We start from the raw sequence: 16,136 nt of genomic DNA on the forward strand, positions 1-16,136 counted from the left end.
GAATTTCTTTTACATTACTAATCGTTGAACAACTCTCCCTTAAACGCCCGTTGCATGAGGGAATTGAAGTTAGTTTCCAGATCCATCAAGCTCTTTTGTAACAACTCTTTTTGTTTCTCTATTTTTTTTAGATTAACCGTAAACTCTTGTTGTAAATGAATTGGCGGAAGTGGAATTTTTAAACCTTTAATCTGATCTGCATTTAGATGTGGTTGCCCAGCTCTTCTAGTCAAAGGTTTTATAACAACTTCAAGATATGAAGAATTAAACAACGAATTTAAATAGTGCGGATTTACTAAATTTTGATCGATTTGGACAATAATATCATAGCCTCCATAATGACCTGCAAATTCTTCAGTTACTACGGCGTTATCACCTGAGTTTACACCACTTCTCACAAAAATTAACTCTCCTAAATTAAGTTTACATTTCTGTATGGACTCAGCTTCCTCATGAGAAATATACAGCATATTATCTTTAGTTATTTTCCCATTTTTTATATTGGTAGCTCTTACAAACATATATCCTTCTTCAGCAAATTTTGGCGGAGTAGAAGTTCCATATCTTATCTCTTTAATTACCTGACTAAAACTAATAACAGGCCATTCTTTATTGTTAGTAATTGGATCCCCAAACATATCCAAAAACACACTTTGCGTTAACTGATCTAACGCTTCAATTTGGGCTTTTCGTTTATCGATGAGTTCTTGGGCTTTGTCTAGTATTCTGGAGATTAGCATTTGTCTATTCTTATCCGGTAAATAAATTTTTATTTTTGAAATATTATTTCTTGTTATCTGTGGTTGCGCACTTCCCGAAATAACATCCTTAAAACCTCTGTATTTTAAATAATAATATAGATATTTTAGATCAACTTTTTCTTTATCAAGGGAATCAAGTGCCATTGCGTTTCCAGTTACATACGAATATGGCTGACATATATTAATCTCGCCACATGTAGCCCCTCTACAAGTTATTAGGATAGTTTCTTCAGTATGTGTATATTCAGAGTAGTAACCAATAATCCCATTTGCTCCATAAACCGGATATCCTTCATCTGTCAATTGATTCATACTAATTGTTTTCCATTGTTTTGGAGAACATATATCTGATAATCGATATAAGTTGTTACTCACTTTAACATATCCTCCAGTTCTTTCAACCCATTTACAATTTGTTTCTCTAAATCCAGTACTCTCTCAAGTATCACACTCGGCGCTTCATACTGTACCTCTTCATACTCAATCTCTTTATATTTGTTAATCGAAAGGTCATAGTCATTTTCACGAATTTCTTCCACCGGCACAAAGAACGATTGCTCTGTCCGTTTCCGATCTTTTTCTGCTTCACGGTTATGGAAGCGCGCAATGATGTCCGGAATGTCGTTTTCTTCAATCGGAGTGCGCTTGTCGTCTAAAGAGTAGCCATCGGCTTTCATGTCATAAAACCATACTTGATCCGTTCCGCCAACGCCTGTTTTCGTAAAAATCATAACCGCTGTTGAAACGCCGGCGTATGGTTTAAAGACACCGCTTGGCATCGAAATAATCGCTTCTAATTTATGATTTTCCACGATTTCTTTGCGAATTTCTTTATGTGCTTTCGAACTTCCGAATAACACTCCGTCCGGAACGATGCAGGCGCAGCGTCCGCCCGTTTTTAAAATCCGCAAGAATAACGCCAAGAATAAAAGCTCTGTTTTCTTTGTTTTTGTAATTTTTAATAGGTCACTAGAAACGGCTTCGTAATCCAAAGAGCCTTTAAACGGCGGATTGGCAAGGACAAGGGTGTATTTGTCCTTATCTTTGTTTTGTTCCGACAAGGAGTCGCGATATTCGATATTCGGATTTTCAATGCCATGGAGCATCATGTTCATCGCACCGATGCGCAACATCGTGCGGTCCATATCAAAACCGTAGAACATATGGTTATTAAAATGTTCTTTTAAACTTTGCACTAAAAATAAGTCACTGCGATGTTTGCGCAAATATTCGCCCGCTGCGACTAAAAACCCCGCGGAACCTGCGGCTGGATCGACAATAATATCTTCCGGTGTCGGTTTGACTAACTCTACCATCATCTTGATAATATGGCGCGGCGTGCGGAATTGCCCGTTCGTCCCTGCTGTCGCGATTTTGGATAGCAAATATTCATATAAATCCCCTTGTAAATCACGGTCTTTCAGCGGGAGCTTATCAATGCCGTCCACAATTTTTGAAAGCATTTGCGGCGTAGGAATCATAAAAATCGCATCGCTCATATATTTGGCATATGCAGAATTTTTATTGCCATGCAAGCTTTTAATAAAAGGAAATACTTCCTTAGATACAATTTCATACATTTGGGAAGCTTCTAGATTTTTAAACTTGCTCCAACGCAAGTGTTGTTTATCTTCAGGAAAGATTCGTTCAAACTCAATTCCTAATAAAGCAGCCTCTTGTTCTCTTTGGGTTTCAGCTTCATCGAGTCCTTTAATAAATAAGAGGTATGTAAATTGTTCAATGACCGTCAGCGGGTTCGTAATTCCGCCTGTCCAAAACGTTTCCCATATTTTATCGACTTTGTTCTTTAATTCTCCAGTAATCATATAGCTGCCTCCTTATTATTTCCAAACTTAATTATACATAGTTTTATCGGCGTTAGAAACTTTGATTTCGCTGGATTCAATCAACTATCAAAAAAAGGAAAATAATGATGATGGAAAATTTCTTTGTATGAAGGGCAATCCTTGTTTTCCTCCCAATCACATGCCAAACCCGCCTCTTGATAGGCTTTCATCAGTATTTTGGATTGTTTCGATGTACGGCATGCCCATTCAGCCCAATCCTTGTCTCTCGTTCTCTGCTACTCCCGCTCCCATTCTCCCTTACAATCAGGACATTGCCATCGAATGACCCGGTCTGCCTCGAGGCTGGATATACCGATTTTTCTGGTGAAATGAGTGGCATTTCCATAATGATGCTGAAGTTCTTTTGGAATCGGATCCCCTTGCAAATCTGTGCCACAATACGGGCAGTATTCTTTATGATCATCCATGTTAGTTCACATCCTTCGCTTATTGGATTTGGTTCGGTTTGTCTCTTGAAGTGGCATTTCTTCCTAATAGAAAACGCAGTACCTGTGAAAACACCCATAACCAGCGATTAAAACGCCAAAGAAGAAGAGAACGTCTGCAAAATACAAATAACACAACAATAAGATCGCTCTAAATAGAGCGCTTTTTTTCGCATTTCAAAAATAGTTCTTTTTACCTATAAGAATATTAATTTCTTAAAAGTAGGATGATTAATGATTAAAGCCCTGAGCATTTCACTCACTTAGAAAGGATGATTCTCTATGAAGACAACTTAATTATAAAACAAAATGGTTTTCACATCGTTAAAGAACCTAACAACTAAATAACATGTTAACCACTAACAAGCGAGATCCGCAGGTTGCATGTTGCTGTCAATTTATTGATGCACATGTTCTGCGGATTTCTTATTTTTAATGCTTTACATTGGCGAAAGGAGTAAAAAGCATCAATGAATGAGGAAAATCAATGTTACAGTTGGCTTGAAGAATGCCTGAAAAACTGTACAAAATATGGATTTTCCCAAAGGATCATAGAATTTTTTAAAGTTTTATATCTGGAGGTGGAGGATAAATGAAGCCATCTTTTACTGAATTGAAAGTTCCGGGGCATAAGACAAGGATTATGATTAAGAAACGTCCACACGCAAAAGAAAAAACTCTCAGTGTACAACTGCAATTCCATTTAAAAGAAAATAACGCCTCAAAAAATATGAAATAGTGTATAAAACCGAATGCTCCCGTCAATGATTGTTAACAAAAATTGACGGGAGGATCTCTGATGAAAACGGATTTAAAAATCGGGAAAGTAACGTTTAGCGAGGAATTGCCGAAAGAGTCGAGATTATGGTTAGAACGCTTAATCGAAAAGATTCTTTTAAATGAAATAAGCACAGATGTTCTATTACAGGCTTCCTTGTTGTCAAGAAGCATGGAAAACAAAAAAATTTTGGAGAAGGAGGGCAGTTAATTCATGCCGGATTCACCAGCACAATTAAAAGTGTTATATATGCGCGTTAGTTCAGAGAACCAGAGTGAAGAAATGCAGCTCAATGCCGCAAAACGTTATTTAGAGCAATATAACCCTGATGAGGTACTAATCCTTTGCGATCACGGTATATCAGCAACCAAGCTTCCTCTCCACAAACGTCCACAACTGGTCAAATTGCTTGATTTAGTACGAGAGGACAAAGTGGACACACTGCTTGTTTACCAACGTGATCGCTTAGCTCGTGATTTCTACGAGTATTTAACGATTATCTCAGAACTAATCAAACATGACGTAAATGTGATTTTTACAGCTTCTAATTCACCACAATTTAATAAAGATATTGTTTTAGAAGGAGCATATGCTATTTTTGCCCAACATGAGGGCCATCTGATTCATAAACGCACATCTGACGCAAGAAAACAAGCTCCCCATCGCATATTCGGATACGATGTTACCAAAACAGAGAATGGTCGTTCTTATTCAATCAATGAACAGCGCGGCGAACTGGTTAAACAGCTATTTTCTGAAGCTGCAAACGTTGAAACCCTTGAAGAATTTCTGTCCTTATTGACCAAATATAAAAAATTAATGAAACGAAAAGTGGAAGATGTGCTAAAGATATTAAAACAACCATTCTACGCCGGTTACTATATGACTCAGAACGAATATCATCGTTTGCCGCATGTTCCTGCAATTATCACACTCGATGAATACAAGAGTGCAAATAAAAAATTGGAACAATTAGAAAAGCAATATTATGAACTTAAAGCGAAAACGCAAGACAATGTATTCATTCGACCTATATGCTTCATCTGTAACAGCGAAATGTCATTGAAAATGAACACAGTGGGAACTGAAGGATACTTTTTATGCAACAGAAACCATGAATTGGTCGATATTTCAATTCAACAACTTAACAAAGTGACTGATGAAATTGTAACAGAAGCATTAAACAACCTGAATACAAACGAATTGGAAAAGAAATGCCTTTCGTTTCTCACTTCATTAAAAAAAGCCAATGATCAAGATAAAACAGCTTGTTTACAAGCCATTCGACATATTGAATACAAACTATGCACCACATACAACCTATCCAAACCTTGCAATGAAGCCCAAAAACTTTTAGAAGAAATACGTGCATTAGAGTCGAAATTGAACAATATCGTGCAAAAAGAACAAAAAATAAATGAATGCTTACGGGAGATCAATGAATTGGTGCGGCTCATTCAAGTAATGCTGCGGGAAAATCTAGAAGATCATGAGCGCCGCTTACTAGCAAAAATGATGATTAAAAACTTAATTGTCCACCATGATTATATAATTTGTGAGTTATTTTTCCACGAATTTTTCAAATCGGAGGTTTTAACATGACAATACCCAAATTAAATAAAGGAGTCGGTTATATTCGCCGCTCCAGTCATAAGCAACTGGATAACCATTCAATTGAGATTCAAAAGCGCGAGATTGAAATAAAGGCAAAAGCGGAAGGTTACGAAATTATTCACTGGTGTATTGATGACGCAGTCAGCGCCTATCGAAAAACCGCTACGGATCGACCGGGCATGCGGGAGCTTTTTATGTATATTATCAATAACGAAGCTGATGCTGTGTTCTTCTATGAAGAAAGCCGAATAGATCGTACATTCAACAGTTTTGTAACACAAATTTACAACCCCATTAAGTCTCTCAAACCAAATTGTAAGTTCTTTTGCACCACAGTTTCTGGCGAATGGGACGCACATAATACGATTACGGAAATGAAATTGTTATTTGCTGGACAGGAATCCATCATTAAATCCAAACGGACTAAAGATACCCAAAATAGTTTGCTAGCCAAAAAAATCCGTCCGGGCAGCCGAACACCGTTTGGTTATAAAAAAGTCACTGTTGACGAACAAACCGGTTACAAAACATTGATTCCCGACGAAAATGCCCCTATTGTTTTGCTCATTTTTTATCTATCTTCTTGGGGGTATAGCAATGAAAAAATCGCAAACCTTCTAAACGAATGCAATGTTCCTTCGCCATCGGGAAATGGATGGCATGAAAATACAATCGATGCAATCTTACATCGTTATATCTATGTTGGCCATTTAACTTGGAACGTCCGAAAAAGCGCTCATTCCAGTTCCCGTAAACCAAAAGAAGAAATCACTTTCATTGAAAATGTATATGAACCTATTGTGCCGCCCCATCTTTGGCATCTCGTCAATGAAATGAGGGAACTCAAAAAACAAACGAAACAATTTGATACGCCATTTTATTTACGGGGGATTGCTTATTGTAAAAATTGTAAGGTTTCCTTAAAAACTAAGGTTGATACACCTAGCCAATCAACTAAAAAATATATGAAATATGTTTGTCCGAACTGTAGACAAAGAATCGACATGAACGCTGTTCACGAAATTGTATTTACACGTTTCTCTACTCAATGGACCCAACAGTTATACAAGATGAGAAGCCATGCTCAACAACTGCTTCTTCGCTGGAAAAAAGCCTTGCGCAGAGAAGAAGAGTCGTCAAAAAAACAGAATGAGCTGCTATTATACAACGAGCGAATGATTGAGGGGAACAATGAGAAACGCGCGTTTTTAAAACATATTTCTTCTGCAAAAGAAACAATGCAGAAAAAACTTGCACAACTACATTCCGCTATGGAACAAATTGATTTACTGTTGAATAACGATGAGATTGACAAGGTATTTCAACGCTTTGAATATTTAACCTCTTTCGACCAGTTCAGTGATATTGAGAAACGGACACTATCACTAATGTTTATTAACCGTGTCGACATACATTTTGCAAGCAAACGAGTAGATATCGATTTCCGTTTATCTCCCTTTGTAGAGCTAGAAAAAGAAATTAAACAACTTACCGAAAAATCACACGTTTAAATTAAATGACTAACCGAAAAATAATTTTATCTTCTGATTCTCATTCCATGGTACCACGTCAAAAAGCCTTGATACACAAGGCTTTTTGATATGGACAGCTCGGTTAGCTGCCCGTCTAGGTATACCTAGACAGGCAATTAACCGAATAATGAATTTGCTCGATGGGTAAAAAACCGAAAAATGAAACCACCAATTTTTTTAGAAAAACCCTTAAAATATAAAAAAACAAAGATATAATGTATTCAAAATTAATCCTTAAAAAGATCTCCAAACAAAAAATTAAATACTGACTCCGTAACCCGACAAAAAGCGAAAACCGCAGAGGTTACTAAGCCACTTAATGTATGTGGATGTGGCTGGGTACTCTGCGGTTTTTATTTTTAGACTTACTTTTAAATGAAAGGAGCCAACTATCATGAAGAAACCATTAAATTCTATAGAACGCGTTTACAGTGACCCTAAAGTAACCTTTTCTGAACTTATTAAATCCATTATTAATAATAAAATTGACGAAATTGTCAATAATGCTAAAAAGGTGAACACTGCTACATCTCAATTTAGCAAGGAAGGATTGAATGCGAAATGAGATGTGGCGTTTATGTACGAGTTTCTTCTGATAAGTTAGAACAACAAGCTTCTTTACAGTATCAAAAAGAATTGTTCTACAACTACATCGCAGATAAAGGCTGGGATTTGTATGAAGTTTACATCGATGTTGAATCAGGAACTACAGCAAAGCGCAAAAATCTGCAGCGATTAATTGACGATGCAATGAACAAAAAAATCGATGTTATTCTAGCCAAAGAGCTTTCGCGTTTAGCGAGAAACGGAGAACTATCTTATCAAATCAAAAATCTTTGTGAAAATCACGGGGTTCACATCATTACGCTAGATGGAGCTATTAACACCTTACAAGGAAATACACACATGTTCGGTCTTTATGCTTGGATGTATGAACAAGAAGCTCAACGCACCAGTGAACGAGTAAAAGAAACTCTCAAGACCCGTGCTAAAAAAGGGCTTTTTAAAGGAAGTACGCCCCCTTACGGATATACAATCAAAGATGGAAAATTGCACATTCGAGATGATGAAACCCCAAACATTGTTCGCAGAATTTTTAATGAATATCTGGCAGGCTATGGACGCGATTCAATAGCAAGAAGACTCTATAACGAAGGGATACCAACACCAGCTGAAGTGGCTGGAAAAAAGAATGCGGGCGACAAATGGAACGATTCCACCATCAAACTCATTTTAACCAACCCGCACTATACAGGCGATTTGGTTCAAGGGCGTACAACGACTGTGAGTGTTACAAGCACCAAACGAAAAAAGGCGTCTGATGAGGAGCTAATTATTATTCCAAACGCTCATGAGCCGATTATTCCAAGAGACGTATTTGAAGCTGTACAACATCAGATGAAATTACGTTCAAAAACAATCCCTGCTCCAAAACGGCACCTATTTACGAATATTGCCTATTGCGCTGATTGCGGCAAAGGCATGTGGTATCGCTCAAATCGTAAAGGTTATGTGTGCGGTGGATATGCCAGATTCGGCAAAAAAGCTTGCAGCAGCCATGTTATCAAAGAGGAAGTGCTTAAACAAACCATCATTCATGACATCCAGTCTCTCATGCAGCAAATTGATAAGGAATATTATTTAAAACAACTCGAAGAAAAGGCAAAACAATCTCAACTTTCCGTTCAAAAGAAACTGGATAAAATAAATAAGCAAATTGACGCTTTAAAAGCACGGAAACGCAAATATATTGAGCTACTAGCCGATGGAAAAATCACCCAAGAGGATTATCAAGATATGATTGAGGCAAATAGCAAAGAAATCAATGAGCTTGTCGTTTCAAAAAAAGAACTTGAATCTTTGTTATCAAGCCATAAAGTTGTCGAGAACATCCAAAAGTTGAAACAGGAATTGGCCCAATTTTTAAACTTTGATGAATTAACACCGGAAATTCTGCATCGTCTCATTGATCGTATTGAAATTAAAGCCGATGGAACTCCAAAAATTTTTTATCGATTCTCCGCTCCAAAAATTGAATAAAGCAGGAAACAAAAGCGTTTCCTGCTTAATTTTCTCTCAAAACGATCTGCGAGACACACTCAACGTGAGCGGTATGCGGAAACATATCGACCGGCTGGATGTAGTCGACCGTGTAACGTTCGGACAGCACATCAACATCGCGTGCAAGGCTGGATGGATTGCACGAAACGTAAACAACGGTTTTTGGTTTTACACGGAGAATCGTTTGTAATAATTGTTGATCACATCCGGTACGCGGAGGGTCGACGACGATGACATCAGGCTTCCATCCTTCCTTCACCCATTTTGGAAGCAATGCCTCCGCTTTGCCAGTGACGTACATCGCGTTTGTAAATCCGTGTTTTTTCGCGTTTTTCTTCGCATCTTCAATTGCTTCCGGGATCGTATCCATCCCACGGATTTCGCCGGCGTCTTTGGCAAGCCAAAGCCCGATCGTGCCGACGCCGCAGTAAGCATCAACGACTTTTTCCGTTCCCGTTAAAGCGGCGGCCTTTTTCACTTCGTCGTACAGTTTCACCGTTTGCACCGGATTCAGCTGAAAGAACGCGCGCGCCGACAGTTCAAACGATAAATCCCCTAACACTTCTTGAATGTATTCTTCTCCTTCTAAAAGGAACGATTCTTCCCCGAAAATAAGCGACGTTTTTTGTCCATTAATATTTTGCACGATCGACTTTACTTCAGGAAGACGGCGCTTTATCTCGTCGATGAGCAGCTCTTTGCGCGGAATTTCTTTTTTTGTAGTAATAAGCACGAGCTGCACATCCCCCGTATGGAAACCGACTCTTGCGACGATCGTGCGGACAAGCCCTGTTTGTGCCCGTTCATTGTAAATCGGAATGCGCAAGTCTTGTAAAATCATTTTCACGATGTTGGTAACGCGGTTTGTTGCCGGATGTTGAATGACGCATTCGGGAATATCGATTAATCGATGAGAATTCAATCCGTACAACCCGGCAATGACCGCTCCTTTTTTTGTGCCGACTTGAAACTGGCTTTTATTGCGATAATGCCATGGGTCGTCCATCCCGATCATCGGGCGAATCTCCAGCGTTTCAATCGGAAGACGGCAATGCCGCTCAAACGCTTGAATAACGATATCGCGCTTTTCGCGAAGTTGCGCTTGGTAATCAAGATGTTGCAGCTGGCAACCTCCGCATTGCTCGTAGACAGGGCATCTTGGTGTGACACGGTACGGGGAGCGCTTGCGAATTTTTTTAATTTTCGCCTCCGCGTATTTCGGGTGGATGTTTGTCGCTTCCACGACCACTTCTTCTCCCGGAAGCGCTCCTTTCACAAACACCACTTGCTTTTTAAAATAGCCGACTCCTTCCCCGTTAATGCCAAGCCGTTTAATTGTCAGAGGAAACTGTTGTCCTTTCTTGATGGTAATGGTCTGCTTCGTCATGCTCTCCACTCCTCTATTCGATGCTTCTCCATAAGTATAAGGACGCATAGCTTAAATACGGCTCCCAGCGCTTGCTCAGCTCTTCCATTTGTTTTATCGACGGCTTTTGTGAAAGACCGAGCAGCCGCTGGATCGCCCGCTGCAACCCGATGTCTGCCTTCGGAAACACATTTGGTTTTCCAAGCCCAAATAAAAGAAAATTTTGCACCGTCCATGGACCGATGCCGCGAATCGATAACAATTGTTCCATCACTTCTTCCTCGTTTTGGTGTGCAAGTTCCTCTAATGAAAGCTTCCCATCGGCAATAAGCCGTGATGTATCAATGATATACTCCGCTTTTCGTCCGCTTAACTGCAGCTGCTTCAGTTCATCATAGGAAAGAGCAGCAATATCTTCCGGCCGCGGGTAGAACCAAACGCCATCGATTTGCGTTCCAAACGTTTTCACAAACCGCTCTGTCAGGCGGTAAGCAACTTTTAAATTTAATTGCTGGTGAATGAGGCATTTCATTAAACAAAAATAAAGATCAAAATCTAAAATAAGCGGCATTCCTTGATATTCGGTAAAAAGCGGTTGTAATTCGGTCCGCTGAAAATGTTCGTGAATCGGGGCAAGCGGTGTATTCCATTGAAACAGATGGGAAATCCGCTCGATGATTTCCTTTTTTCGTTCAGGATATGGCGCCGTAACAAGAAAACGCGGCTCATCCTTTGTCCCAATGCTTTCGACCGTAACAGCGATTGGGATCTGTTGAACATAAAGCGGCACAACCACCTTCTGTTCCGCTATATCCACCGATATAAGAGGATCGAGGGCAAGCCGCTTGAGCGCTTTGGAAAAATCATACGGAGGGGCGACCTCAATTTGCAGTTGCCACATAACCAATCACCTTTTTTCATCGTTAATATCCACATTATAACGAAAAACACCCCTTTGAACCAAACGTTCAAGGGGTAAAAAGCCATGGATGCAAATTCATTTTTTCGACCATCAGATCATCGAGGCTTTTAAACGTGTAACCTTGCTTGCGCAAATCGTCAATCGCTTTCGCAAGCGCATCCGCATTGTCTTTCGAGACGGTATGAAGCAATAAAACCGCACCCGGATGAATTTGTTTCATAATGTTATCGTATGCGTACTTCCACCCTTTTTGGTTGTTCGTCTGCCAATCAACAAACGCAAGCGACCAAAACACATGGCAATAACCAAGCTCGCGGGCGACCGCCATCGTCCGTTCACTGAAAATGCCGCGTGGCGGGCGAAGATACATCATTCCCTTTTGCCCCGTCAACTCTTCCGTTTTTTTACGAACGGATTCCAGCTCTTTCCGAAGCTGCTCATTGCTCACTTGCGTTAAATCTGGATGATGCCATGAATGGTTGCCGACAATATGCCCTTCTTTCACCATTCGTTTCACTAAATCCGGAGCGGTATCTAAATAGTGGCCCGTCACAAAAAACGTCGCTGGCACTTTTTTCTCTTTTAAGACATCTAAAATTTTCACTGTATAACCGTTTTCATAGCCATTATCAAATGTTAAATAAATTTCTTTTTTGTTTGGATTCCCTAAATAAAATGCATCATATTTGGCAAGCAGTTGATCTAACTCTTTTCCCGCGGAAGGAGGCTTATGGTTCTCGCTTCGCTTAAACCCCCAATGAATCGCTTTATTGCTTACAGCTTCAGCGGAAGCAGGAACAAACGATAAGATGATGACACATACTAACAGCCATATTGCCCATTTTTTCATCGGTCTATCCTCCTTGTCGTGCTGCTAACCATTAGTTTTTTCCACCATTGCCGCTTTAACCGCGCCATTTTTTGCATAAAAAATCACCGCCAGCACTGAGCTGACGGTGATCAATCCTTATTTAAAAACAGGCTCTTTGAACTGTGCAAGTTTTTCTAGTGAGGATTTTTCCACATCTTCGTGCAAGCTGTTGCCGTGAGCGTCCATCGTGACAACAGCGGTAAAGTTTTCAACGCGCAAATGCCACATTGCTTCTGGAATGCCAAACTCTAATAAGTCAACGCCTTCTACCGATTTAATACAGTCCGCATAGTATTGTGCGGCACCGCCAATGGCATTCAAATAAACGCCGCCGTGTTCTTTTAGGGCTTGGAGCGTTTTCGCGCCCATTCCTCCTTTTCCGATGACCGCGCGAACGCCGAATTTTTTCATAATGTCGCCTTGATAAGGCTCCTCACGAATGCTTGTTGTCGGGCCGGCCGCTTTGACTTGCCAATTGCCGTTTTCATCTTTTAACATGACCGGTCCGCAATGGTAAATAATTTGTCCATTTAAATCAACAGGAGAATCATGATCCATTAAATATTTATGAATCGCGTCGCGGCCGGTATAAATAATACCGTTAATGCGCACGACATCGCCGACTTTCAGCTGGCGAATTTGTTCTTCCGTAATCGGCGGCTCAAGGACGATTTCACGCACTTCGCCAAGTTCTGCCGTTGCGGCTGTTTTCGCTTTTTCCAATTCTTTTTCAAAATCGACGTCTTCTCCTTCTTGATATAACCATTCCGTGATTTCGCCTGTTTCTGGATCGATTTTCACGCCGAGACGGCGGAACGCCCAGCAGTTATACGCAACGGAAACGAAAAAGCTTGCCGGAATGCGGTGCATCACTCCGATTTTACAGCCTAATAATGTCGATTCGCCGCCAAATCCCATCGTTCCGATGCCGAGTTTATTAGCGTTTTCCATAATATATTCTTCTAGGCGGCGAAGATCTTCGTTTGGATTAACATCGTCCACAGAACGGAAGAGCTGATCTTTCGCCAGTTCATAGCCAGAAGCGCGGTCGCCGCCGATGCCGACGCCGATAAATCCGGCGCTGCATCCTTGCCCTTGCGCTTGGTATACCGCATGTAAAATACATTTGCGGATGCCGTCTAAGTCGCGGCCGGCTCGGCCAAGTCCTTCCAATTCACACGGCAAACTGTATTGAATGTTTTTATTTTCACAGCCGCCCCCTTTTAAAATAAGGCGAACATCAATGTAATCGTTTTCCCATTGTTCAAATTTAATAACAGGAACACCAACGCCAAGATTATCGCCGCTATTTTTTCCTGTTAACGAATCAACGGAGTTCGGACGAAGCTTTCCATCTTTTGTCGCCTGAACGATTGCGGCATGAATCGCCTCTTTCATTTTCATTTGGTTTGCGCCGACAGGCACTTTAATTTTGAACGTTGGCAATCCTGTATCTTGACAAATCGGTGATACGTTTTCTTCCGCCATTTTAATGTTGCCAGCAATTGTCGCCAGCGCCATCGCTGCCCGTGTTCCCGCGTTTTCTCTCGCTTTTGCCCGAGCGATCGCTCGACGCACATCCTTTGGCAGCTTCGTGGACGTTTCCACGATAAGTTCATACATGCTTTGTTGGAATTTTTCCATGTTCAACGTTCAACGCCCCTTCCCCTTTGCTCTTCCAATGTATTACTATTTAGAATTGTCGTCCTATTTATTATAACCTTTTTTCTACTTTCGTGTAAAAATAAAAAGTTGCCATCGTATTTTTATTTTCATATCCAAAGTTGATTGCATCTCCAAACAACTTGCGGCATAATTGGACAATCGAATTGACTATTGTCTGAACATATTAACGTACTATAGCAAATATAATTATCGCAAAAGAAAAAACAGTATATTGCTTGCCATTACAAAGCAATTGACAAGCAGAGCAATTGTTTTTCATAATGAACGGTGGTTGTAATTTAGAAGAAAAGAGGAGAATTATATGAGTTCATTAACAATGAAACCTATTGCGCCATCGTTTGATCCGTGGGAAGCGTATCTTGATATAGAAGAATATGGGGAATTACAACTGACAAACATCGAATTTACGACGACAACATTATGCAATATGCGCTGCGAACATTGCGCAGTCGGTTATACATTGCAAACGAAAGACCCAGAAGCGCTGCCGCTTGATTTATTAATTCAGCGTCTAGAAGAAATTCCGCATCTACGTTCATTAAGCATTACCGGCGGTGAGCCGATGTTATCATTAAAATCGGTAAATAACTATGTCGTTCCGTTATTGAAGTACGCCCATGAACGTGGAGTGCGGACACAACTAAACTCAAACTTAACATTAGAGTTAGATCGTTACGAAAAAATCATTCCGTACCTCGATGTGTTGCATATTTCGCATAACTGGGGAACGATCGATGACTTTGTCGAAGGCGGATTTGCGATGATGGAGCGCAAACCAAGCGTTGCGCAACGTGAAAAATATTTTGAACGAATGATTGAAAACGCGAAAGCTTTGGCCAAAGCGGGAGTCATCGTCTCCGCAGAAACAATGCTAAACAAGCGGACAGTTCCACATTTAGAAAAAATTCATCGCCAAGTCGTTAATGAGATGCATTGCAAACGCCATGAAGTGCATCCAATGTACCCTAGTGATTTTGCAAGTGCGCTGGAAACGTTGAGCTTGGACGAATTGCGGGAGGCAATTCATCATCTTCTTGATATTCGCGACGAAAATGTTTGGATGTTGTTTGGAACACTTCCATTTTACCCTTGCAGCGATAACGAAGAAGATTTAGCGCTATTGAAACGGCTTTATTCGAGTAAAAACGTAACCGTCCGCAATGATCCAGACGGCCGCTCCCGGCTAAACGTCAATATTTTTACAGGAGATATTATTGTGACTGACTTCGGCGATGAACCGGTGCTTGGAAACATCCGTCATCATACGCTGCTAGAAGCATATGAAAAATGGAAAAATTCCTCTATCGCAAAACAGCTTCTTTGTCATTGCCCATCTGTTCAATGTCTCGGACCGAACGTACTTGTCAAAAACACCTATTATTCTGATATCGATTTTACGAAACGAAAAGCGCGAATCAAAAAATAAAACGTCAAGGTGATCACCTTGACGTTTTATCTTGGTTGTTCGCTTACAACATATGAAAAATACAGACGGTCCTGAACAGGAATCCATGCGCCAATTCCTCGTGTTGTTACATTTTTCACGACAATTTTCTTTTTATTTCCTTTAAGTACAACATACACTTCTCCATAGGTAACTTTCCCTTTTTCATTCACGGCTGGCGCATAAGCATACAAATAACCAAGCTTTTTGGCAGGCACTTGATATGGATGGTCTTTTTTCGTCCCAATCCCGACAACCGTACTAAACGCTAACGGCAAGTCCGTCTTTTTCATCGCCGCATTTAACATCATTTTTTGCACCGCTTCTTCGTTTGGAATTGATGCCGTTAAACCGCCGCGCACATGCTTTTGCGTTTCCTGTCTATAATATAGTCTTTGTAGAGCATTGCCGCCACGATTATCGAGAAAATTGGTATTGACCTTTTGATACTCCCAATTCGTCGACGTTTCTAACGATTGATAATTGAGCGGCCATTGCCCTAAATAAATCGTTGCCCGGTACCCAATAGCAAACGGCGTACTGGAAACGGAAGATTCATTAAGAAGCCGGATCAGTTCTGGATTCTCAATCTTTACGTTTGCTGAATCAAGGAGCTGTTTTGTAAATTTGCTTGGTTCTAGATACGGCAAATCTTGCGTCGGATTTGGATACGTATTTTCTTTTGTAATATCTACTACGGAGCTCGGCTGTGCTTGTTTGGGAGCCGCGTCAGCGGTGAAAGTAGTAGCATACATCATAAAAGCACTAATAAAAAGGCAAATACTCCATTTTTTCATCATGCTGACTC

Annotated in this window: 15 protein-coding genes; 7 read left to right on the plus strand and 8 right to left on the minus strand. The window is 40.4% G+C overall.

Annotation, left to right across the window (positions count from 1 at the left end; genetic code table 11):
- Nucleotides 1–17: 17 nt before the first annotated feature.
- The 3 genes from QSJ37_RS16235 to QSJ37_RS16245 form a co-directional block, all read right to left on the minus strand.
- Entirely contained in the window at nucleotides 18–1,136 is a 1,119-nt protein-coding gene (locus tag QSJ37_RS16235; protein WP_285756237.1) for a restriction endonuclease subunit S, read from the minus strand.
- Complete coding sequence (locus tag QSJ37_RS16240) at nucleotides 1,133–2,587, minus strand: type I restriction-modification system subunit M (protein ID WP_285756239.1); 1,455 nt, start codon at nucleotides 2,585–2,587, stop codon at nucleotides 1,133–1,135. The genes QSJ37_RS16235 and QSJ37_RS16240 overlap by 4 nt, the downstream gene beginning before the upstream one ends.
- A 257-nt stretch (nucleotides 2,588–2,844) precedes the next feature.
- Nucleotides 2,845–3,036, minus strand: a complete 192-nt coding sequence (locus QSJ37_RS16245) for a hypothetical protein (RefSeq protein WP_080729543.1) — start codon at nucleotides 3,034–3,036, stop codon at nucleotides 2,845–2,847.
- Between the two features lie 610 nt (nucleotides 3,037–3,646).
- Between QSJ37_RS16245 and QSJ37_RS16250 the strand changes: the two genes are divergently transcribed.
- From QSJ37_RS16250 to QSJ37_RS16275, 6 genes are all read left to right on the plus strand, one after another.
- Nucleotides 3,647–3,793, plus strand: coding sequence for a hypothetical protein (locus tag QSJ37_RS16250; protein WP_160299137.1), 147 nt, complete (start codon nucleotides 3,647–3,649; stop codon nucleotides 3,791–3,793).
- Between the two features lie 60 nt (nucleotides 3,794–3,853).
- Complete coding sequence (locus tag QSJ37_RS16255) at nucleotides 3,854–4,042, plus strand: hypothetical protein (protein ID WP_285756242.1); 189 nt, start codon at nucleotides 3,854–3,856, stop codon at nucleotides 4,040–4,042.
- 3 nt (nucleotides 4,043–4,045) lie between these two features.
- Nucleotides 4,046–5,434, plus strand: coding sequence for a recombinase family protein (locus tag QSJ37_RS16260; protein WP_285756244.1), 1,389 nt, complete (start codon nucleotides 4,046–4,048; stop codon nucleotides 5,432–5,434).
- Nucleotides 5,431–6,957, plus strand: a complete 1,527-nt coding sequence (locus tag QSJ37_RS16265; RefSeq protein WP_285756246.1) for a recombinase family protein — start codon at nucleotides 5,431–5,433, stop codon at nucleotides 6,955–6,957. The genes QSJ37_RS16260 and QSJ37_RS16265 overlap by 4 nt, the downstream gene beginning before the upstream one ends.
- Nucleotides 6,958–7,372: 415 nt before the next feature.
- Complete coding sequence (locus QSJ37_RS16270; protein WP_202614120.1) at nucleotides 7,373–7,543, plus strand: hypothetical protein; 171 nt, start codon at nucleotides 7,373–7,375, stop codon at nucleotides 7,541–7,543.
- Nucleotides 7,540–9,018 (plus strand): recombinase family protein, encoded by a 1,479-nt coding sequence (locus tag QSJ37_RS16275; protein ID WP_285756249.1) that lies wholly within the window; start codon nucleotides 7,540–7,542, stop codon nucleotides 9,016–9,018. Before QSJ37_RS16270 ends, QSJ37_RS16275 begins: the two co-directional genes overlap by 4 nt.
- Before the next feature lie 25 nt (nucleotides 9,019–9,043).
- On the opposite strand, the gene rlmD is transcribed toward QSJ37_RS16275, so the two are convergent.
- The 4 genes from rlmD to QSJ37_RS16295 all read right to left on the minus strand — a co-directional run bounded on the left by rlmD (nucleotide 9,044) and on the right by QSJ37_RS16295 (nucleotide 13,842).
- Nucleotides 9,044–10,426, minus strand: coding sequence for a 23S rRNA (uracil(1939)-C(5))-methyltransferase RlmD (gene rlmD, locus QSJ37_RS16280; RefSeq protein WP_285756250.1), 1,383 nt, complete (start codon nucleotides 10,424–10,426; stop codon nucleotides 9,044–9,046).
- Nucleotides 10,427–10,439: 13 nt separating this feature from the next.
- A complete protein-coding gene (locus tag QSJ37_RS16285) occupies nucleotides 10,440–11,306 on the minus strand; it encodes a DNA-3-methyladenine glycosylase family protein (RefSeq protein WP_285756251.1) in 867 nt (288 codons plus the stop codon).
- Nucleotides 11,307–11,373: 67 nt separating this feature from the next.
- Nucleotides 11,374–12,177 carry a delta-lactam-biosynthetic de-N-acetylase gene (gene pdaA / locus QSJ37_RS16290; protein ID WP_285756252.1) on the minus strand — a complete coding sequence of 268 codons (804 nt, stop codon included), beginning with the start codon at nucleotides 12,175–12,177 and terminating at the stop codon, nucleotides 11,374–11,376.
- 117 nt (nucleotides 12,178–12,294) lie between these two features.
- A complete protein-coding gene (locus tag QSJ37_RS16295) occupies nucleotides 12,295–13,842 on the minus strand; it encodes a fumarate hydratase (RefSeq protein WP_285756407.1) in 1,548 nt (515 codons plus the stop codon).
- A gap of 343 nt (nucleotides 13,843–14,185) precedes the next feature.
- Between QSJ37_RS16295 and yfkAB the strand changes: the two genes are divergently transcribed.
- The gene (yfkAB, locus tag QSJ37_RS16300; RefSeq protein WP_285756253.1) at nucleotides 14,186–15,310 is read left to right on the plus strand and encodes a radical SAM/CxCxxxxC motif protein YfkAB; all 1,125 of its coding nucleotides are present in this window, start codon (nucleotides 14,186–14,188) and stop codon (nucleotides 15,308–15,310) included.
- A gap of 26 nt (nucleotides 15,311–15,336) precedes the next feature.
- Here the strand turns inward: yfkAB and QSJ37_RS16305 are convergent, their stop codons facing one another.
- Entirely contained in the window at nucleotides 15,337–16,125 is a 789-nt protein-coding gene (locus tag QSJ37_RS16305; RefSeq protein ID WP_285756408.1) for a YfkD famly protein, read from the minus strand.
- Nucleotides 16,126–16,136: the final 11 nt, after the last annotated feature.

The sequence above is a fragment of the Parageobacillus sp. G301 genome, assembly GCF_030268025.1.
Classification (GTDB): Bacteria; Bacillota; Bacilli; order Bacillales; family Anoxybacillaceae; genus Parageobacillus_B; species Parageobacillus_B toebii.